Below are 20,459 nucleotides of genomic sequence, written 5' to 3'. Positions count from 1 at the left end.
AACAACTCCAACTTTGCCATCCATGCACGGTGCGGGGTGTTGCAATTTGCCCACAATCGCTGATCCTAGCGAACCCCCAGCTCCGGCACACCCAATCCAAAGACGTCCTTCAACGCCAGCCGGGCCGCGTGATATCCACCCATTCCGTGCACGCCGGGCCCGGGCGGCGTCGACGCTGAGCACAGGTACACCCCTTTCAAGGGTGTCCGCCAAGGATTCAGCGAGAGCGTCGGCCGCGCAATCAACTGCCGCAGTGTCACAGCCCCGCCGCCGAAGTCCCCACCAACATAGTTGGGGTTGTAGCGTTCCAGTTCCGCCGCCGTCGTCATATGTGAACGCACGACGACGTCGCGGAAGCCGGGCGCGAAGCGTTCAATCTGGGATATGACCGCCTCGGTCATGTCCCGCGTGGAACCACCCGGTACGTGGCAATAGGTCCAGAGGATGTGCCTCCCGGCCGGCGCCCGGGACGGGTCAAACAGGGAAGGCTGCGACACGAGCACGTACGGATCCGCTGGGTGCCGTCCGGTGTGGACGAGGTGCTCGGACGCCGCGATTTCCTCGCGGGTACCGCCAAGGTGAACCGTCCCTGCCCCACCCACGTCGCTGTTCGCCCAGGGAACCGGGCCGGACAGGATGAAGTCAATCTTGCAGGCGGCATCGCCAAACCGGAAGCGGTCAAGGGAGGCAGCGTAGCGTGCGGGCAGGCGGCCCGCCGCGAGGCGCAGGAAACCGGGCGGGGAAACATCAAGCAGCACCGCCTTGGCGTCTTCGACCTCTGCAAGCGATTCGATCCGCCTGCCGGTGTGAATCGATCCGCCGTGCGCCTGAACATCGGCGGCCATCGCGGAGATTATCGCCTGCGACCCACGTACCGGAACCGGCCAGCCGTGCGAATGCGCCAACGCTCCCAACACCAGTCCGGCGCCAGCTGAAGCAAGTGACGGGAGCGGCCCCACCGGATGCGCTGCAACTCCGGTGAACAAGGCTGCCGCCTCATCGGTGGCGAACCGCCGGTTCCACAACACCGAACCCTGATCCAGCGAAGCGAGACCAAACCGAAGCGTGGCAAGCGGATGAGCCGGCACGCGAAGGAGATGATCGAGCGTGAAATCAACCGTGGCGTCGATCCTCCGCACCAGCGGTTCCATCAAGCGCCGCCAAGCGCCGCCGTCGCGCCCCAGGGCATGGATTGTCCGGTCCAGATCCCGGTAGGCCACGCCCGCACGGCCGCCGTCCAGCGGATGGGCGTAGGAAACATCCGGCACGGCGAAATCCATGCGGTTCTGCAGCCCAAATGCCCTAAAAAACGGCGAGGCGAGCGCCATGGGGTGAACAGCGGAACAGACATCGTGAAAGTGATCCGGTTCCAACAACTCCGTGGTGCGGGCGCCCCCGCCTACTGTCGATTCACCCTCTAGCACCTCAACGCTCAGGCCTGCGCGGGCCATGACGACCGCGGCCGCCAGCCCGTTGGGGCCGGAACCGACCACTGCAACGTCAGCCACGTGGCCTTCCGCGGAAACGGAGCAACCCAGAGGCCTGTGAGGCCGCACCGAGCAGTAATTTCCGGGCACCTGAGGGGAGGGCGCGCCGTGCCCTCAGCACCACCGCAACAGCCCGATACCTGGCCGGGTCCAAGGGAATGTCATAGGTAGTGGGGACTTCAACCACTTTCCTGGAAAAGTTCCTCTTGAAGGTGGTGACGTTGATGAGCTGCGGGTAGTTCTCGCTCACTATCCCTGTGAGACCACAGCTGTGACTGCCAGCCGCCTTGAGCACTTTGAACGCCTCCCAGAGCAGCAGATACGGGGCGAAGGTCTTCCTCGCCTCCTGGGTGCTGCCGGCGAAGTAGTAGACGGCGTGCCCACGATACTCAGTGGTGATTAGCCAGCTCACGGCCTTACCGTCCACATAGGCGACCATCAGCCGAAGATGATCACCCAGTTCCGTGAGCAACTTCTCGTAGTATCCCGATTCGAAGCTGGCAAAGCCGTCCCTGGCCGCCGTCTCCTCCAGGATCGGAAACAACTCCGCACGGAAGACTTCCACCCGGTCAACCCGGTCGATCATTCGGATGTCCACACCGGACCGCTCGGCGCGACGGATGCTGTTGCGTGCGTTGGGTCGGAAGGACTTGAAGATCGCCTTCTCATCCGGAGTCAGGTCAACCACGATTTCGCGTTCGTACCAGCCGTGCTCCAGCGGACCGTCGGCGGGCGGCTGAGGGTTCTGGATCTGCATGCGTACGTAAAGGGGATTGACCGACCCGTCCTTGCCAAACTGGTCACGCACCGTGTTCATCAGTCGAAGTTCCATCTGAGGTGTTCGGGGATGAAACCAGACGGGGCCGTTGACAACCACCATTGACTCTCTGAACCTGCGCTGGATTCTCAGAAAGCTTGCCACCGCAACCAGAGCGTCGGCGTCGTAATATGCCCATATCCCGTAAGGATCGCGTCCCAGGGACCCCTCAAAGTCAGCCCAGTACGGAGACTGTTCAAGGGGGATCACAACCGAGCCGTGGGCCGCCGCCAGTTCTTCGAAACTTTCAAGAGTCAGTTTCCGGTAGTGCAGAAGTGCAGCAGTCACGAGAGGTCTTTCAGTGGGGGTGCGGGCTGGCTCAAGCGTACCGGAGCGCGTTGCGGCCCGTCCGGTGCACCGTTATAGGGGCCGCCGGCGGGATCGTCGATGCCGAGGCGGCGCACCGGGTCCGTCCGCGGGCGGAGGACATGGCCGGCAACCAAATACATTATATATGCAGTAACAGCCATATGCGCGAGAATCGAAAGTACATAGTAGGGCGCATCGAGGTTGTTCTCCGCAACTCCACCACTGCTTTCGCGGGCTCTGTACATCCAGTAGGCCCACCAGTGCATTACCTCGACGATTTGCCAGACAATGAACATGCTCCAACCGGAATATGCAAGTGCCACTATTGGAACCAGCCAGAGGACCTGATGTGGCTGAAAGCCTGGGACCACCAGGATAAAAGCTGCGACCAGCAGTAGCGCAACGTGCATGATTCTGGGGCGCCTGGGCGCCTTCTGAACAAGGAGGCCGATGAGAATCACAAGTGCGGCAAAGGTCACAGCGGCCGCAACTGTCGTGGCGCCGCTGCTTATGGGAGCCAGGCCCGCCCGCTCTGCCATCAGGTTGTAGGCAGACCAAATGGAAGAGTCACCGCCATGAGCGGATGGCGTGATGTACTGCCACGGGTTGTATCCGTTGAGCGCGAACGGGAGGTTCACCGCCAACCAGGTTCCAACTAGCGCAACTCCGGTCACCACCGCAGGCCGAATACTTTTTGCTCGCAAGGCGATCAACACGATAGCGCCAAACAGCAGCGCCGGAAAAACACTGAGCCCGGCGCCCACCCCCAGCAGAATGCCCGCGGAAACATACCTGCAGCGGGCAAAAGAAAGCATCCCCAGCATGCCGAACATCACGGGCCAGAGCTCCCACCCGGCTGTACCCGAAAGAATGACGATCGGGGCAACGGCCACCATCGCCGCATCCCAGGGCCGGCGGTTGGCAAGACGAAGGGTCGCGATGACAATCACAATCCAGACAACTGCAGCAAGCGTGGCATTGACGTCGAAGAACCAGGTGACGTTTTCGGCCGGCACGAATGCGGACTCGCCGACCGGCACTGTCAGGGCGATGATTCCCACCAGTACTCCCAGAAGGACGGGGCCCTCGAACGTTGAACCATCGCTTAGGAAAGGGAACAGTCCGCGCCCAACCCCTTCAAACTGAAACACCTCGGTCCAGTCCGAAAAGCACGCCATGTAGAACTGCACCGGTGCAGCCCAACCGGTCACGCGGCAGGGCGTTTTGATCAGCACCGCTAACAATGCTGACGCAACAGTCAACAGGATCAGGACCCGCTCCACAGTGAAGAATCCAGGGCTGACATTGCCGGGCGAGGTTCGGCGGCCAAGGCGGCCACCCACGCTCTCGGTAAAACGCCTGAGCAGGGGATCAGTCCGGGATGGCACCGAGATCCGCACCGGACGGCGTGCACGATGCTCTGACTCCATGCAGGAAAGCCTACAGACCGCTCGCACAACGGTGGCTGCCATCCGCTGCGACTACATCCAACCGCGTCACGGAATGCCGCACACCCAGCCGGTGTTGTCTATTCGAAGTAGACTGTATTAGCCGTTTGATCCGCCGGGGCAAAGAACCGGGCGCAACGGCCCAAAACATGCGCAAAGAGGAGAACAGTGGGAACTAACCCCATTCGGGTGGCAATTGTTGGTGTGGGAAACTGTGCGGCATCGCTGGTTCAGGGTGTGCATTATTACCGCGACGCGGACGCTTCCGCATCGATTCCCGGCCTGATGCACGTGGAGTTCGGCAAATACCACGTCAATGACGTGCAGTTCGTCGCAGCCTTCGACGTTGATGGCAAAAAGGTTGGACTGGATCTCGCCGACGCGATCGGTGCCAGCGAGAACAACACCATCAAGATCGCCGACGTCCCTCCCAGCGGCATCAAGGTCCTCCGCGGGCACACCCTCGACGGCCTGGGCAAGTACTACCGCGAAACCATTGTCGAATCCGACGCCGAGCCGGTGGACATTGTGGCTGAACTCAAAGCCACTCAGGCCGATGTGATGGTTTGCTACCTTCCGGTCGGTTCGGAAGCGGCGGCAAAGTTCTACGCACAATGCGCCATCGATGCGGGCGTCGCCTTTGTAAACGCCCTTCCCGTGTTCATTGCCGGCACCAAGGAGTGGGCCGACAAATTCACTGCGGCTGGCGTACCCATTGTCGGAGATGACATTAAGAGCCAGATCGGCGCCACGATCACCCACCGTGTAATGGCGAAGCTGTTCGAAGACCGCGGGGTCACTCTGGACCGCACCTACCAACTGAACGTTGGTGGCAACATGGACTTCAAGAACATGCTGGAACGCGATCGGCTTGAGTCAAAGAAGGTTTCAAAGACCCAGGCGGTTACCTCCAACGTCACCGCTGATCTTGGCGAGCGTAACGTTCACATCGGCCCATCGGACTACGTCGCTTGGCTGGATGACCGTAAATGGGCATTCGTCCGGCTGGAAGGGCGGAACTTCGGTGACGCACCAGTCAGCCTGGAGTACAAGCTTGAGGTCTGGGACTCTCCCAACTCCGCCGGCGTGATCATCGATGCCATCCGGGCCGCCAAGATTGCCGCCGACCGCGGCATCGGTGGGCCGATACTCTCCGCCTCGAGCTACTTCATGAAGTCCCCGCCGGAACAGTACGCGGATGACATCGCCCACCAGAAGGTTGAAGCATTCATCCGGGGCGAGCTGGACCGCTAAACGCCCCGGACGCTAGAAGAGGCCCACCGCGCCGCCGTCGTCGTCCACGTCCATCCTCATGGCTGCGGGTTCCTTCGGCAGCCCAGGCATCGTCATGACCGCACCGGTCAGCGCCACAATAAACCCGGCCCCTGTCTTGGCGATGAGGTCCCGCACATGAATTGTGAAACCCTTGGGTGCACCGATCCGGGTCGCGTCGTCGGTGAATGAGTACTGGGTTTTTGCCATGCACACCGGTAGCCGGTCCCATCCGTTCGCTTCGAACTCGGCAAGCCTCCGCAGGGCTGGAACCGAGAAATCCACGTTGTCGGCGCCGTAGATCTCCTGCACAATAGTCCGGATCTTGTCCTCCACCGACATCTCCAACGGATACAGGTGCCGGAATTCGTGCGGTTTAGCCAATGCTGCCATCACCTTCGCGGCAAGTTCGTCTCCACCTGGACCACCGCCTCCCTGACCCCACACGTCGGCAACGGCCGCTTCGATGCCCTCCGCAACACACCACGCAACCAACCATTCAAGCTCTTCATCGGTGTCGGTAGTGAATTTGTTGATTGCAACCACCGGCGTGATGCCAAACTTCTCCACGTTGTGCACATGCCGGCGCAGATTCGCCACTCCGGATTCCAGCGCCTCCACATTGGGCGCGGAAAGCTCGGATTTTGCCACTCCGCCGTGCATCTTCAGTGCGCGGATGGTGGCAACGAGAACGACGGCGGCAGGTGCTACATCCGCGTAGCGTGCCTTGATATCCATGAACTTTTCGGCACCAAGGTCCGCACCAAAACCGGCTTCGGTCACCACCACATCCGCCAACTGGCGTGCCGTCTGCGTTGCAATCACGGAGTTGCAACCGTGGGCAATGTTGGCAAACGGGCCGCCGTGCACCAGAGCCGGCGTCCCCGCGATGCTTTGCACCAGGTTCGGCTTGATGGCGTCCTTCAACAGCAGGGTCAGCGCTCCTTCCACGCCGAGCTGTCCCACCGTCACCGGCTGACGATCGTAGGTATAGCCGATGGTCATGCGCGACAGGCGTTCCTTGAGGTCGCTCAACCCGGTGGATAGGCAAAACACGGCCATGATCTCCGATGCGACCGTGATGTCGAAGCCGTCCTGCCGAGGAGTACCCTGGGTTGGTCCGCCCAGCCCGATCACCACTTCCCGGAGGGCCCTGTCATTCATGTCGAGAACCCGTTTAAACGTGATACGGCGCGGATCGATGTTGAGTTCGTTGCCCTGGTAGATGTGATTGTCCACCAACGCCATCAGTGCATTGTTGGCGCTGGTGACGGCGTGAAAGTCGCCGGTGAAGTGGAGGTTGATGTCTTCCATTGGGAGCACCTGGGAGCGTCCGCCTCCGGTTGCCCCTCCCTTCATTCCCAAAATGGGGCCCAGGGACGGTTCACGCAATGCGATCATCACCCGCTTTCCCGCCCGGGCCAGCGAATCGGCGAGCCCCACCGTGCAGGTGGACTTGCCTTCGCCCGCCGGAGTGGGACTCATTGCGCTCACGAGCACAACTTGCCCCGGCGGCTTCCCGGCGTTCGGCGTAAGCCGCGAGGTGTCGATCTTGGCTTTGTACTGCCCGTAGAGCTCCAGCGCATCCGCCGGAATCCCGGCCAGCGCAGCTATGTCGGCGATCGGATGGATATCAGCGCTTCGGGCAATGTCGAGGTCGCTGAGCGGCGTGTGGGTAGACTCCATTGTCCTCATTCCTCCGGGCTTGTGGCTCGTGGTTTCGTTGACCTCAATCTACCAGCGGAGATCTCAGGCCAAACCAGCCTTTTCCAGGATGTAGCGGGTCATTGGCGCATACAGTCCGGGGCATAGGTTGTCGTCCAGGGGAACCGCCACGTGGAGCTGGCCCTCGGCTTCCGACACGAACAGCCCCGGGTCATTGCAGTCGGCGAATCCCAGCGTGGGAATCCCCATGCTGGCTGCGTGTCCCGCCCAGCCGTGGTCCGCCACCACCAGTTCCGGCGGCGCGTCGCCGCCGGAAGCCAGCAGCTCCAGGCTCAACCGCATGGGTTCCGGGTAGTGGGTGTGAACCAAGCCACCGTGCTGATGCCACACCAGCACGTTGAACAGTTGCCGGATATCCCCATCCCGGAATGGCTGACCCTCCGGCACTTCCACTGCCTTCGCGCCGCCGCGCACTGCGGCAGCGGCAAGTTCCGCATGGACGGGCAGCAGCCCGGCCGGATGACCTGTGGCAAACAAAATGCGTTCTCCGGCGCGGACCGAGCCGCCAAAACGGGTAGCGAACCTGTCCAGCGCCGCGACACACTTGTGCGCGGAGATGGTGTCCTGGCCACGTGTGTGAAGCCGGTCGCCACTGATGCCGACCCTGTCATGCATCAACTGAAAGACCTCATCCCAGGTCCACGCGCGGGACGTCTTCACTCCGAACTCCAGGTGCTCATTGCCATCAAGAAAGAGCTGGATGTGCCGGAGGTTGTCCTGACGGGCGGTGGCGACGTTTCCGGTAATCCGGGCTGAATCAAGGTAGGCGGCAAGTTCGGCGGGGTTCACCGTTCCATCCTAGGCAATGGTTCAGCGGACCGTGGCGGGTTGGTAAAGTTCGACGGCGGTCCGGTAGCTTTGCGCAGTCAGCAGCGCAGTGCGCTGCCACCCAAATGCCAGGGCGTGCACGGCGGCACCGCGGCCGAGCGCGGTGCGCAACCCGGCGCCGTCGTGCATTGTCTCCAAGGCTGCCCCCCACAGTTCAGGGGTGTGGCCGTTCACCAGGATTCCGGTCCGGCCATTGCTGATCGCCTGCGGAAGACCACCGACGTTAGCGGCCAGCACCGGCGTGCCGCACGCCTGTGCTTCCAGTGCAACCAGGCCGAAGGATTCGCTGAAGGAGGGCATGGCGACCACATCGGCCGCCCTAAACCAGCGGGCCAGCTGTAACGCCTCCACCGGTGGGTACAGGTGGACCGTCTCATGGAGGCCGGCGCGGTCGATCATGGGTTGCAGCTCCAGCGCCTCAGACCCGCTGCCTGACCCGATGATGCTGATCTGCAAGGGAATATCGGGGCGGCGGGCGGCGAGGTCTTCCGCGGCATCCACCAGCAGGTGGGGGCCCTTCAGCCGCTGTATCCGACCGGCGAAGACCACATGGAATACGTCCTCGGCAAAACCCAGCGTTGCCCGCGACTGCGAACGGTTCAGCGGATTGAAGGTATCCAAATCCACTCCGGGAGCGACAATGTCCACTTTTTCGGCGGATGCTCCGTAGAGGGACTCCAGTTCGGCTGCCTCGGTGCTGGTATTGGCGATGAGGCGGGACGCACCAGCCACAATGTCCTGTTCGCCGCTGACCCGAATGTCCGGCTCCTGGGAACCACCCTGGTGCATCCGGAGGTTCTTGACCCGCGCCATGGTGTGCATTGAGTGAATCAGTGGAAGGTTCATAGCCTTCGAGACAGTGAGGCCTACGCCGCCGGAAACCCAGTAGTGGGAATGGATGACGTCGAAGTGTCCATCGGTCAGCAGATCGGTGACGTCGGCAATGGCGTCCGCAAAGGATTCGGACAGTCCGGGAAGCACTTCCTTGGGCAGTTTGCGCGCCGGGCCGGCCCTCAAATGCCGGACGATGACTCCCGGTCCAAGCTCCTCCGAGTGTGGTTGTCCGGCGGATGCGGCACGGGTGAAAACCTCGACGTCAATTCCCACCCTGGCAAGTTCGAGGGCGAGCGAGCGCACATACACATTCATGCCACCGGCGTCGCCGCCGCCAGGCTGATCAAGTGGAGAGGTGTGGAGCGAAAGCATGGCCACGCGTTTGACGGGGGGCACTTTTCCCTCCTATTGATGGTGTTTCCACTCAGAACCCGGTTTGACCATATAACGCTCGGTGGAGCCTCACCATTCCGCGCCGGCGTTGTGAAGAAGTTCGTTAAAGGCGGAAGCCCGCGCTGGGAAGCGCGGGCTTCACTGCGGATGGGACCGATGACTTTCATCAGTTCCTCCTTCGCGGTCAGTAGCGGGTAACGTCCAGACGCTCCCGCAGCATGGATGAACCAGTTACTTGATGTACATGGTGTGCTGGGGCAGGACGTTCAACTGGGGATTATCCCAGGCACTTTCGACTCGCGCGTTATGTATTCGTTTCCACAGAGACACACTGTCTCTGAGTTTCGTCATCATGGTCTGCACCTCCTCCCGCTCCATGAAATTGGGCATCACGTCAGCTGGATCCACGGCCTCCGTGTTGGTGACTCCGTCCAGATTGGTGAAACTGCCGGACATGATGAACTCCCCGCGGCCGCGGGAATTTCCGTCACGGGATTCACTCTCGGTGCGTGGAATGGTTTGTTGATCGGCCGTATGGGCGGTTAAGAGCACAGTCATCTCCGGTGTTTGAGTGTTTTATTTGGGATTCCCGGCTGGAGTCGGGGACATTTGCGCCGAATGGGGGCACAAAAAAGAGGGCGTAATCCGCCTGAGCAAAAATGGGTGCAAAAAAGAGGGACTTCTCCCGAGATAGTTCTCTAGAGAGGAAGTGTCTGGTTTAGCAGTTAGTTAATGCGCAGCGCAGTTAATTAGGCAGCAAGAAAGGAGGCCGGGCTGGTTCGCGCGTACTTGAGTCCGCCGATATTTGTAATCACAGTTCCCACCTCCTGTTTCAGTAGTGCGCCGATAGATGCCGTGCAAATTGAGATATCCCAATGGCACGAATTAAAGCTACCGCACAAAGTGGCGGTTCGCCTAGCCGATTCTCAAAAATTTCCTGAGAAAGTTTCCAGCAGCAGAGCACGGACTGAAAATGGCGGTCGGCAACGAGGGCTACTCTGACACTCAAGGTGACGAATCGGAGGACGGGATGGGCCCGGAGAGGGTACGCGAACTTGATGCGCTGAGAGGGTTCGCGCTTTTCGGAATCCTTGTGGTCAACATTTGGTTCTTCGCCGATCCGTGGACCCTTGCGGGTGGCCCAAATCCAGACCGCGGCGGAGCCGTCGACGCCGCCGTCCGTTTCGCAGTCTCTGCCCTCTTCGAAGCGAAGTTCTACCTTCTGTTCTCATTCCTCTTTGGATACAGCTTTGTGCTGCAGTGGGGCACCGCCTACCGCTCGAAGGCCTCACCGGTTCCGCGGACGCTCCGCCGTCTGGGATTGCTGGCCGCATTGGGTCTATTGCACGGCTTTCTCCTGTTTTACGGCGACATTCTGCTGACTTACGCTTTGCTCGGTTTGATCCTGCTTGCCACCCGGACCATCAGTAGCCGATCGGCTGTCATCGCAGGGCTGGCCATCACCGGCACGGTTGGCGGACTGTTGCTCATCACGGGGCTCATTGCAACTGCCATTCCCCTGGATCAACTCCTGGAACCGGCTTCCCAAGCGGCAACTCCGGCTGCGGTGCTTGCCGCGAACGTGGACAGTTACCTCACCATCCTGCCGTCGGTCGTGTTGTTTCAAGGCCCCCTCGCCCTCGCAATGTTTTACCTCGGCTTCGCAGCGGGCAAGGCCCGCCTGCTGGAACGCGGACCAGCGCGCTCCCTGTTGCGCCGTACGTCCGCAATCTGTCTTCCTTTAGGCCTCACGGCGGGCGGGGTCCAAGCCTTTCTCGCAAACTATGTGGACAGGGAATCCTTCGGCATCCTGGCCACTGGCATCTCCACACTGACCGCACCACTGCTGACCGCGGGGTACGTCAGCCTCCTGCTGCTGTGGTTCCAGACACGAACCGGATCACATGTGAGGGACGCTCTGGCTGCAGCCGGGCGCATGGCCTTGACGAACTATCTTGCACAGTCATGCGCCATGGCCTGGATCTTCACCGCCTACGGCTTCGGACTGGTGAACTTACTGCCGTTCGCAGCGGTGCTGGGCGTCGCCGTCGTCATCTTTGCCCTACAACTGGTCATCAGCGCGCTCTGGCTGCGCAGGTTTAAACAAGGGCCGGTTGAGTGGTTCCTGCGGCGCGCCACCTACTGGCGCGAACCCGCTGTGCGCGGCTAGAGATTCCAGTGCACGACGGCGGGCGTCCGCTTGTCCCAGCCCAGCGTGCAGACCGCGGCGGTGCCAAGCACAAAACGGCGACCTTCCACCGGTTCCAGCTCCAGCCAGCGGGCGGCTATCACCCGGAGAAAGTGGCCGTGGGCCACCAGCAGGACGTTCCGCGCAGGTTGCGCCGCTGGATCGCGGTCCGCCGGGGTCCCGCAGCCGGCCTGCACGCGGGAGATGACCCGGTTGGCCCTCGCCGATACCGATCCCAGGGTTTCGCCGTTTGGCACTCCGTCCTTCCAGATCAGGTATCCGGGGTTTTCCTGCCGCACCAGGGCGCTGCTTCGGCCCTCGTTGTCGCCGTAATCCCATTCGTGCGCGTAGGGAATGACCTCGGCATGGGCGTAGCCGGCAAGCTCAGCCGTTTTACGCGCGCGCTGCAATGGCGACGTCAGCACAAGATCGAAGTCGATGCCTTCAAGGTGCCGGACGGCGTCTCGCGCCTGCTGCTCCCCATGGGAGGTCAGGGGCAAATCGGTCAGGCCGGTGTAGTTTCCGTCCCTCGACCACTCGGTTTCACCATGGCGCAGCAACCACAGGTGCGGCAGCGGCGTGCCCGCGGACGTCAGATCGGCCGATGCCGCTCCGGATAAGCTCATGAGGGATCCTCCGTTGATTCCGGCTGCGCGGCCCACCAGGTGCGCAGTTTGGCTTCCGCCTCTTCAGCCGAATGTGGTCCGTGCTCCATGCGTTCCTCCAGGAGAAAGCGGTACGCGCGGCCAATTACCGGGCCGGGCAACAAACCCAGAAGGCTCATGATCTGCGCGCCATCGAGATCCGGACGGATGGACGCCAGTTCCTCCCGCTCCTCGAGTTCGGCGATCCGTACCTCAAGGTCGTCGTAGGCAAACGCAAGCCTCTCAGCCTTGCGTTTGTTACGGGTGGTCACGTCAGAGCGCGTGAGCCGATGCAGACGCTCCAGCAACGGCCCGGCGTCGGTCACGTAACGCCGAACGGCCGAGTCGCTCCAGCCCGCTTCCCCATACCCATAGAAGCGCATGTGCAGCTCCACAAGCCGCGCCACCGCCTTGATCGAGTCATTGTCGAAGCGCAGTTCCTTCATCCGCTTCGCCGTCAGTTTGGCGCCAACCATGTCATGGTGCCGGAAGCTCACCGCACCCGATGGTTCGAATTTCCGCGTCGCCGGCTTGCCGACGTCGTGCATGAGCGCTGCAAACCGCAGGACAAAGTCGGGTGCCGGCACCGCGCCGTCGTCGTCCGTTTCCAGAGCGCAGGCCTGCTCCAGCACGGTCAGGGAATGCTGGTAAACGTCCTTGTGCCGGTGGTGTTCGTCGATCTCCAACCGCAAGGCGGATACCTCCGGCAACACAAACCCGGCGAGACCTGTCTCCACCATGATGTCGATGCCAAGCCGCGGGGCAGGGCCGTTGATCAGCTTGACCAACTCATCGCGCACCCGTTCGGCGGAGATGATGGTGATCCGCTCAGCCATGTCGATCATTGCTGCAGACACTTCGGGTGCCACAGTCACCTTCAGCTGGGAGGCGAAGCGGGCGGCGCGCATCATGCGGAGCGGGTCATCGGAGAACGACGACGACGGCGCACCAGGCGTGCGCAGCACTCCGGCTTGGAGGTCCCGCACGCCGCCGTAAGGGTCCACCAGTTCCATTGAGGGGAGCCGAAGGGCCATTGCGTTGATCGTAAAGTCGCGCCGGTACAGGTCGTCCTCGAGGCTCCGGCCAAAGGCCACAACAGGCTTGCGCGACGACGGATCATAGGCCTCGGCGCGGTACGTGGTGACCTCGATCATGAAGGAGCCCTTGCGTAGACCGATGGTGCCGAACTCGCGGCCGATTTCCCAGAACGCGTCCGCCCAGCGCCTGATCGCCGCGATCGTTTCATCGGGGGTGGCGTCAGTGGTGAAATCGAGGTCTGGCGAGACCCGGCCAAGAAAGAGGTCCCGCACGGGACCGCCCACCAGGGAAAGTTCGTGTCCGGCGTCGGCGAACCGCTGCCCCAATTCAGTAACAACCGAGGGAAGCGGGGCGGTCAGGGCGGAATTCTCGAGCAGATGCATCATGGTGCTTTAAGCGTGCCAGATATTGGACCAAACATCCGCATGGCCGTTGTGGTACAGCGCTCGAACCAATCAGCAGGGGCTGGCCCGACGGCGCGCAAGTCTGCTGGGAGGGTCATCATGCACCGCGAAAGATCGTTAGAGTGGACTGCATGGACCGTCCTGTTCCGAGCGCACCCAAGCGCACGCCGTTGACTGCGTCAATGGCGAAAACAGGTGCGCCCATCATGGCCCAGCCACTCCCTACTGTTGAAGAGGTCTCTGCCGGTGGGATTGTAATGGACAGCTCCACCGACCTGCTGAATGTGGCAATCATTGCGAGGCTGAACCGGGGCGGGCGGCTGGAGTGGTGCCTGCCCAAGGGCCACCCGGAGAATCAGGAAAACAACGAGGAAGCGGCCATCCGTGAAATCGAAGAGGAAACCGGTATCCAGGGCAAGGTGCTTTCAGCTCTGGGGAGCATCGATTACTGGTTCACCGTCAGCGGTCACCGCGTGCACAAGACCGTTCACCACTTCCTGCTGCTGTCGATCGGCGGCCATCTCACCATCGAGAATGACCCCGACCATGAGGCAGTGGATGTCGCTTGGGTCCCTTTGGCGGACCTCGGCCGAAAACTCTCGTTTCCAAACGAGCGGCGCATCGCAGACCTGGCGCGTGAAGTTCTGCCCCGGTATCTGTAGCCGCGCCGCTGTTAACGGATTCGGCCCACTTTGGTGAGACGATAAGTCACGATGTCTGAAACCAACACAGCCTCCATTCCGGTGCAGGACGCCGGGGTCCTGCCTACCAGGCGTGAGCGGCAGTCAGGCCCAACGGACTCCACCTCCCGTTCCAGCGCAATCATGGCTGCGGGAACTTTAGTGTCCCGCATGCTGGGCCTCATCCGGGTGGCTTTGCTGGCAACAGCCATCGGTACGGCGGGTGCCGTCTCCGACCTCTTTCCGGCGGCCAATAACCTGCCCACGTATATCTTCCTCATGATCGCGGGAGGCGTTTTTAACGCCGTCCTTGTGCCGCAGATTATTAAAGCCAGCCAGCGCGGAGACCGCGGGGCCGACTACGTCAGCCGGCTCATGACCTTGTCCGCCACTGTGCTCCTGGTGCTCACGGTTCTTATTACGCTGGCTGCACCGTTCGTGGCCGATCTGTTAACCAATGTCTCTGGTGACGCCTTGGCATTGACAACGGTTTTTGCCTACTGGTGCCTGCCGCAGATTTTTTTCTACGGGATCTACTCGATCATTGGCCAGGTGCTCAACGCAAACGGCTCCTTTGGCCCTTATATGTGGGCACCGGTGGTCAACAACATCGTGTCGATCGGATTCATCATCGCCTTCATCGCGCTGATGGGCGCTGAGAGGACCAGTCCGCACAGCCCGGAAACCTGGACAACAACGCATACGCTCCTGCTGGCGGGCGGCACCACCTTGGGCATCGTGGTCCAGGCTCTGGTGCTGTTCATTCCCCTGCGCAAACTCGGGTTGGGCTTGAAGCCAAAGTTTGGCTGGCGTGGGGTGGGACTTGGACAGACGGGCAAGCTGGCCATGGTCACCATTGTCACCATGGCAGTGGGCAACGGTTTGTACATGCTCAACCAGTGGGTAGCAACCATCGCCACCGACGCGCGTGAGGACCTGCCACCGGACCAGTACATCGCCGGCCTGACCAACCTGGACATCGGAACGCTGGTATACGTCTTGCCGCACTCAGTCATCGCACTCTCGGTTGCCACAGTGATGTTCAACCGGTTGGCTACTGCGCACACGGAAAATGACCTGCAGACCACCAAGGACACGCTTTCCGTCGGTCTGCGTTCCATCGGCGTTGCGACGGTCTTCGGTGCCTCCGCCCTTCTAGCACTCGCTGGACCCCTGGGAATGCTGTTTTCCGGCGGTATCCGCGAAGGTGGCGCACTGAACGCACTTATCATCACGCTGCTTGCAGTTGGTGCACCGTTCCTCAGCGCGAATTTCTTCCTCAACCGGGTCTTTTACGCGGCCGAGGACGCGATCACCCCCTTGAAAATCCAGCTGATCCTGTCAGCGATGGGCGCGTCGCTGGCTCTTGGATCCGGACTATTCTCGCCCGAATTGATCGTGCCCATGCTGGCACTGAGCTTCAGCGTCGGAAACATCATCGCGGTCTGCGTTAGCCATCTTTTCCTGGTGCGCAGAATCGGGCCCTACGGCGCCGGACGTATCTACGACGTCCACGTGCGGCTCACCGTCGCCGGGATGGTCGCGGCGGCTGCGGGCGCCGGCGTCCTGTGGCTCCTCGGCGGCTACACGGCCGATGGCTACGCCTGGCAGTCCGTGGCGAGCGCCGCCGTCGTGCTCGCAGTGTGCGGACCGCTCATGGTCCTTGTCTACCTGATTATGCTCAAGGTCCTGCGGGTGCGGGAACTGCAGGACTTCCTCGATCCGATTCTCCGGCGCCTGCGGCGAAGCTAAGGCGCGTCAAGCCCCTAGACCAAAATCGACCGCGCCGACCGGTAGCATTGGTACAAATTATCCAGATCCGGGAGGAACACGTGCCACAAGCAGTAGATGTCGGTTCAGTACTAGGAGGCCGGTACAAGGTCACCGCATATGTGCTGGCCTCTGCTGAGAGGGATCTGGTACTCGACGGTGTAGACCAGGTGTTGAATCGGCCGGTCAGTATCCTGGTGGCTTCGCCGACAAACGCCAGCCAGTTGGCCACCAGTGCTCGCGAGGTTGCGGTCGGGGAACGCTCCGGAAACATCCAGGTGTTGGACCTCGGCATCACCGACGCCGGCACCTATCTGGTCACCAACCGTGCCCCTGCAGCTGACCTGCTGGATCTGGTCATCCAGCAGGAGGACGCGCCGTACATAGAGCCCTTCTTTACCGACACGCTCGGTTCTGAAATATTCGGTGTCCCCCGTTCAACGGAGCCGGAGACTGACGAGGACGACGACGAGGATTACCACGAGGAGCGGCCGTCCCGCCGATCCCGTCTCCCCAAGGCCCGCATGCCGCGTTTCGGCCGAGGTGCCGGCGCGGCTGGCGCTGGCGCGGCTGGCACTGCTTATGGTCAGGATCAGAATCAACCACGCACCGCGGAGCAGGAGCTATCTGCACCGGCTCAGAACGCTGGCCGTGCGGAGCAAGGCGGGGCCAGTGTTCCACCGCCGCCAAGTTCCCCGCCCAGGATCATCGCCGCCGATGAGTCCAGTGGGCAGAAGCCCAAGGTATCGCTGTGGTCCGAGGACGACTACGGGTTCGTCAACGAGGAGCGTAGGGAGGCCCATTCCGGTGCGGAGCAGCCCGCGCCTGCCGAGCGCCCGGCGTCGCGCTTCCCCGCAGCAGCGGGTGGCCTGGGGGCAGCGAATGCACCCGAACCGCAGTACGACTATGAGGACGAGTACGAAAGCGGCGAGAATGACCGCGAGAATAATCCGCGCTACACAAGGATCCTCGTCGGAGCCGTATTGGCCATCGTGATTATTGTGGCAGTGGTGTTCGCCGTCAACCAGATCAGTCCCATGTTCAATACGCCTCCACCCGCGGCTAACGAGAACACCCCCTCCGAGGAAGCGCCCGAAACTACCGAGGGCGCAACGGAAAGCCCGGCGGAAAGCGCAGCACCGCCCACTGAGGAACCGGTTGCGCCGGTGGCGGCGAGTGTCACCCGTCTGGTCCCCGGGAACGAAGGTCTCAACGCGGACACCGACGGGGATCTTCCCCTAATTATCGATAACAACCCCGCCAGTTTCTGGGGAAGTCTTGTCTTCGCGAACGACGTATTCGGAGGGCTTGCACAAAACATGGCCCTGATTGTTGAGCTGGAGGAGGAATCCGCTGTCTCCGAAATCCAGATCGAACAGCTCAATAGTTCCGGCGGAAACTTCACGGTTCTGCTCAACGATGAACCCACGCTGGAGGGTGCTACCCAGATCGCCCAGACTGGGTTCACCGGACCGTCCGTCAATATCCCCGTCCCGGAAGTGGACGGTGCAGCGCCCACCGCACGTTACGTTATCATCAACATCACGCAGCTTCCGCGGCTGTCGAACGTTCAGGCCCAGTATCCTTGGGGCGTCCGCATCGCCGAAATTAACGTCTCCTAGCCCCACAACGTATCTGCAGCGAATCTGGGGACCGCGGGAACCGGAATAAGCTGACACCGTGCGCCGTTGTTCAGTGTGACGCCGGTACGGATCGTTTTGGCGATCAGCTACTGCCTCCAACGAAAGGTCCATTCATACCGTGAGTACTCAGACAGACGCAACGGGCAGCGATCCCACAGTGCACGACGTAATCATCGTGGGTTCAGGCCCCGCCGGGTATACTGCCGCGGTCTATGCAGCTAGAGCCAATCTTGCACCGTTGATGATCGCCAGCTCGGTAAAGGCCGGCGGTGAATTGATGAACACAACGGATGTAGAGAACTATCCAGGGTTTGCTCAAGGCATAATGGGCCCGGACCTGATGGAGCAGTTCGAGAAGCAGGCCACCCGTTTTGGGACGGAGATCCTTTTCGAGGATGTCACCGCTGTGGAACTGGCTGGCGCTGTAAAGAAGGTCACCATCGGAACCGGTGAGACCTATTTGGCACGCTCCGTCATCATTTCCACCGGATCCGCCTACCGTGAACTCGGGCTGGAGGATGAAAAGCGGCTTTCGGGTCACGGGGTGAGCTGGTGTGCAACCTGCGACGGGTTTTTCTTCAAAGACCAGGACATCGCCGTGATTGGCGGCGGGGACTCAGCAATGGAGGAAGCCCTGTTCCTTACCAAGTTTGCACGCTCCGTGACAGTAGTGCACCGCAGGGACACCCTCAGAGCCTCGAAGATTATGCAGGACCGCGCCCTGGCTCACGACAAGATCCGGTTCGTATGGAATTCCGAGGTGTTGGGAATCTACGGCGAGGCCAAAGTCACCGGCCTCAAACTTGGCAGCACGGTAGACGATTCAACTCAAGAACTCAACGTTTCAGGCGTCTTTGTCGCGATCGGAAACGACCCGCGGGTGGATCTCGTCAAGGACCAGCTTGAGCTCACCTCCGAAGGTACGATCGCCGTTGCTGGACGAACCTCCAAGACTTCACTGCCCGGAGTTTTCGCCGCCGGCGATGTAATAGACCCAACGTACCGTCAGGCAATTACCGCATCCGGTTCAGGGTGCGCCGCGGCCATTGACGTGGAACACTACCTGGCTGATCTCGGCGACTCAGTCCGGACCGCGGCCGAAGTTCCCACACCGACCGCAGAAGCCGTCTCAGAAAAAGCATCCGTCTAAGGAAAGCAAGGAGCACCCCAATGAGCAATGCCAAAGAAGTTTCCGATAGTTCATTCGAAGCCGACGTCCTCCAGGCGTCCAAGCCTGTGATGGTGGATTTTTGGGCGGAGTGGTGCGGTCCGTGCCGCAAGCTGTCTCCCATTCTCGATGACATCGCCGCAGAACATTCAGAGAAGATCGATGTAGTGAAACTCAACGTCGACGACAACCCGGCCACAGCCGCTAAGTATGGAATCACATCCATCCCCGCCGTTTACGTCTTCAAGGACGGCGACGTGGCGGCCAAGTCTATTGGGGCAAAGCCCAAGCAGGTTCTGGAACAGGAATTCGCTCAGTTTCTGTAGTCTGCCCGAACGTTGGTAGCTGAGTTTGTTTGAGGCGCCGATGTGTGTAGCCCAACAGGGATACCCACGTCGGCGTTTCTGTGATCGAATAAGGGACACTTTGGTCAGGTCCTCTTCAAATCAAATCATTACGGTTTATTTCGCGACTAATTACTAATAGTTTCGCTGTAATCCAGTACTGTCTTCGCAGTTTAGATCGCTTTTGCCTGGCCACGGTGAAGCGGGAAATTAGCTCCACATGGGGTGGTTGCAACCAGTATCTTGGCGTCCGTCACAAGTACCGATGCCATGCTTGGTCCCTTAGGTCGCAGCAAACGGCGGGTGTTGTGCGCCGCCTGAACGTGGTCCCACCGCAGACGTGCTCGTCAGGGTGTTCGAGAAGAGTCCGCGCGCTCTGATACAGGTGTTTCACGTGAAACACCTCCCGCGACGCTGGGTAATCCGCTGGATGAAGAGGCCTATAGTCCGATGTTCACCTAAGCTATCCCGTTCATGTGGCGCGTTCTCGATCAGTCACGACCTTCCAGTACCTGCCTGCACTGCGTGTGAACTCGGATCCTTCCCGTTCAGGCTGTACGGATCGTCTCTCGATGGGCGGGCCCCTCCTGTGGAAACAATCGACGAGGTTTCAGAGTCATCAGACATCGACCCGCAATTCGCATGAGAACTGAACCAGGAGAACGCCACCTGCACCGCAATAGAGGAGAGGAGCAGCGAGACTTCCCACTCTTCGAGAGCGTTCTCCACAGATAGCCAAGTCTGTCGCATCCAGCGCAGAGCTGTAGCCGATCTTGTCCGGTGTCGCCTGGTAACTTTAGCGATGACGAGCGCCTGAGTTCAGGTGGCACTGGACGGTCGCTGGTCATTCACGCTGGGCGGTAGAATGATGGTCATTCCCTGGCAGCCGATTCAGGTCAGCCGCCCATCTATAGGCAGCCTCTAAACAGACACCCCAGATGGTGGGTTCATCGAAGCGAGCGAAGATCGGCACCTATCGGCTATGTTTCACGTGAAACGAGCATCCCGGCTCTTCTTCCAGCCTGAACGGACCAGACTCCGCCTATGCCAAGCGGATCCAGTCGGCGTTGGGGACAGGGTGACAGACGTGGGCACGGACCTTCACGAGAAGGGCAGCTTGAATGTTCGACTGGGGGCGAATCCTCTCTCCTTGGATTCACAGCCGCTCGTTTCGACCGATCGTAGGGGTCGCCAGTGAAGTCCCGGGGATGGGGTGTCGACCGCGCCAAGGGGATAGTCGGCGACACGCACCATGTACAGCGGTACCGCTCGCGATAGAACCCAGCAGCCAAGGAGCCCTGCTTCTATCTAGAAAGGCCGGTTCAAGAGGATTGTGATAGATCCACGGCACGTCCAAGGGCCGCCGCCCAGGGGTGGAGGGGCCGATTAATCCGGAGATGCGAGGAATGAATGGATAAAGTGTTTCACGTGAAACGGATTCTGCGGCCGGCGGGAATGTCCCCTCAC

General features: G+C 61.0%; 16 protein-coding genes. 7 read left to right on the top strand and 9 right to left on the bottom strand.

The window, feature by feature from the left end; translation table 11 throughout:
* Positions 1 to 65: 65 nt before the first annotated feature.
* Genes Y708_RS0106660 through Y708_RS0106650 form a run of 3 tightly spaced genes read right to left on the bottom strand, consistent with a single transcriptional unit; the run spans position 66 to position 4,043 of the window.
* Entirely contained in the window at positions 66 to 1,508 is a 1,443-nt protein-coding gene (locus tag Y708_RS0106660; RefSeq protein ID WP_028279321.1) for a phytoene desaturase family protein, read from the bottom strand.
* On the bottom strand, positions 1,501 to 2,592 hold the full coding sequence (locus Y708_RS0106655; RefSeq protein ID WP_028279320.1) for a lipid II:glycine glycyltransferase FemX: 1,092 nt from the start codon (positions 2,590 to 2,592) through the stop codon (positions 1,501 to 1,503). Before Y708_RS0106655 ends, Y708_RS0106660 begins: the two co-directional genes overlap by 8 nt.
* Complete coding sequence (locus Y708_RS0106650; protein ID WP_028279319.1) at positions 2,589 to 4,043, bottom strand: glycosyltransferase family 87 protein; 1,455 nt, start codon at positions 4,041 to 4,043, stop codon at positions 2,589 to 2,591. Before Y708_RS0106650 ends, Y708_RS0106655 begins: the two co-directional genes overlap by 4 nt.
* Before the next feature lie 186 nt (positions 4,044 to 4,229).
* Here Y708_RS0106650 and Y708_RS0106645 point away from each other — a divergent pair, with 186 nt between their 5' ends.
* Positions 4,230 to 5,315, top strand: a complete 1,086-nt coding sequence (locus Y708_RS0106645; protein WP_028279318.1) for an inositol-3-phosphate synthase — start codon at positions 4,230 to 4,232, stop codon at positions 5,313 to 5,315.
* A 12-nt stretch (positions 5,316 to 5,327) separates the two neighbouring features.
* Here Y708_RS0106645 and Y708_RS0106640 read toward each other — a convergent pair whose 3' ends face one another.
* The 4 genes from Y708_RS0106640 to Y708_RS0106625 all read right to left on the bottom strand — a co-directional run bounded on the left by Y708_RS0106640 (position 5,328) and on the right by Y708_RS0106625 (position 9,671).
* Positions 5,328 to 7,019, bottom strand: coding sequence for a formate--tetrahydrofolate ligase (locus Y708_RS0106640; protein WP_028279317.1), 1,692 nt, complete (start codon positions 7,017 to 7,019; stop codon positions 5,328 to 5,330).
* A gap of 63 nt (positions 7,020 to 7,082) precedes the next feature.
* Entirely contained in the window at positions 7,083 to 7,847 is a 765-nt protein-coding gene (locus Y708_RS0106635) for a phosphatase (protein ID WP_028279316.1), read from the bottom strand.
* 21 nt (positions 7,848 to 7,868) lie between these two features.
* A complete protein-coding gene (mshA, locus tag Y708_RS0106630) occupies positions 7,869 to 9,116 on the bottom strand; it encodes a D-inositol-3-phosphate glycosyltransferase (RefSeq protein ID WP_028279315.1) in 1,248 nt (415 codons plus the stop codon).
* 228 nt (positions 9,117 to 9,344) lie between these two features.
* Positions 9,345 to 9,671 carry a hypothetical protein gene (locus Y708_RS0106625; RefSeq protein ID WP_028279314.1) on the bottom strand — a complete coding sequence of 109 codons (327 nt, stop codon included), beginning with the start codon at positions 9,669 to 9,671 and terminating at the stop codon, positions 9,345 to 9,347.
* 415 nt (positions 9,672 to 10,086) lie between these two features.
* Between Y708_RS0106625 and Y708_RS0106620 the strand changes: the two genes are divergently transcribed.
* Positions 10,087 to 11,283, top strand: coding sequence for a DUF418 domain-containing protein (locus tag Y708_RS0106620; protein ID WP_051478770.1), 1,197 nt, complete (start codon positions 10,087 to 10,089; stop codon positions 11,281 to 11,283).
* Here Y708_RS0106620 and Y708_RS0106615 read toward each other — a convergent pair.
* Together Y708_RS0106615 and Y708_RS0106610 are read right to left on the bottom strand one after the other, a co-directional pair.
* Entirely contained in the window at positions 11,280 to 11,897 is a 618-nt protein-coding gene (locus Y708_RS0106615) for a histidine phosphatase family protein (RefSeq protein ID WP_028279312.1), read from the bottom strand. The two genes, Y708_RS0106620 and Y708_RS0106615, sit on opposite strands and share 4 nt — an antisense overlap.
* 26 nt (positions 11,898 to 11,923) lie before the next feature.
* Positions 11,924 to 13,369 carry a CCA tRNA nucleotidyltransferase gene (locus tag Y708_RS0106610; RefSeq protein WP_028279311.1) on the bottom strand — a complete coding sequence of 482 codons (1,446 nt, stop codon included), beginning with the start codon at positions 13,367 to 13,369 and terminating at the stop codon, positions 11,924 to 11,926.
* A gap of 149 nt (positions 13,370 to 13,518) precedes the next feature.
* Here Y708_RS0106610 and Y708_RS0106605 point away from each other — a divergent pair, with 149 nt between their 5' ends.
* The 5 genes from Y708_RS0106605 to trxA all read left to right on the top strand — a co-directional run bounded on the left by Y708_RS0106605 (position 13,519) and on the right by trxA (position 18,974).
* On the top strand, positions 13,519 to 14,049 hold the full coding sequence (locus Y708_RS0106605) for an NUDIX domain-containing protein (protein WP_028279310.1): 531 nt from the start codon (positions 13,519 to 13,521) through the stop codon (positions 14,047 to 14,049).
* A 51-nt stretch (positions 14,050 to 14,100) separates the two neighbouring features.
* Entirely contained in the window at positions 14,101 to 15,819 is a 1,719-nt protein-coding gene (locus Y708_RS0106600) for a murein biosynthesis integral membrane protein MurJ (protein ID WP_028279309.1), read from the top strand.
* Between the two features lie 80 nt (positions 15,820 to 15,899).
* Positions 15,900 to 17,459, top strand: a complete 1,560-nt coding sequence (locus Y708_RS0106595; RefSeq protein WP_035775542.1) for a hypothetical protein — start codon at positions 15,900 to 15,902, stop codon at positions 17,457 to 17,459.
* A 139-nt stretch (positions 17,460 to 17,598) separates the two neighbouring features.
* Positions 17,599 to 18,630, top strand: coding sequence for a thioredoxin-disulfide reductase (gene trxB / locus Y708_RS23420; RefSeq protein WP_253905717.1), 1,032 nt, complete (start codon positions 17,599 to 17,601; stop codon positions 18,628 to 18,630).
* 20 nt (positions 18,631 to 18,650) lie between these two features.
* On the top strand, positions 18,651 to 18,974 hold the full coding sequence (trxA, locus tag Y708_RS0106585) for a thioredoxin (RefSeq protein WP_028279307.1): 324 nt from the start codon (positions 18,651 to 18,653) through the stop codon (positions 18,972 to 18,974).
* Positions 18,975 to 20,459 lie beyond the last annotated feature (1,485 nt).

Source organism: Arthrobacter sp. H5, from assembly GCF_000520595.1.
Classification (GTDB): domain Bacteria; phylum Actinomycetota; class Actinomycetes; order Actinomycetales; family Micrococcaceae; genus Arthrobacter_D.
This window is presented reverse-complemented; position numbering and strand designations above follow the sequence as displayed.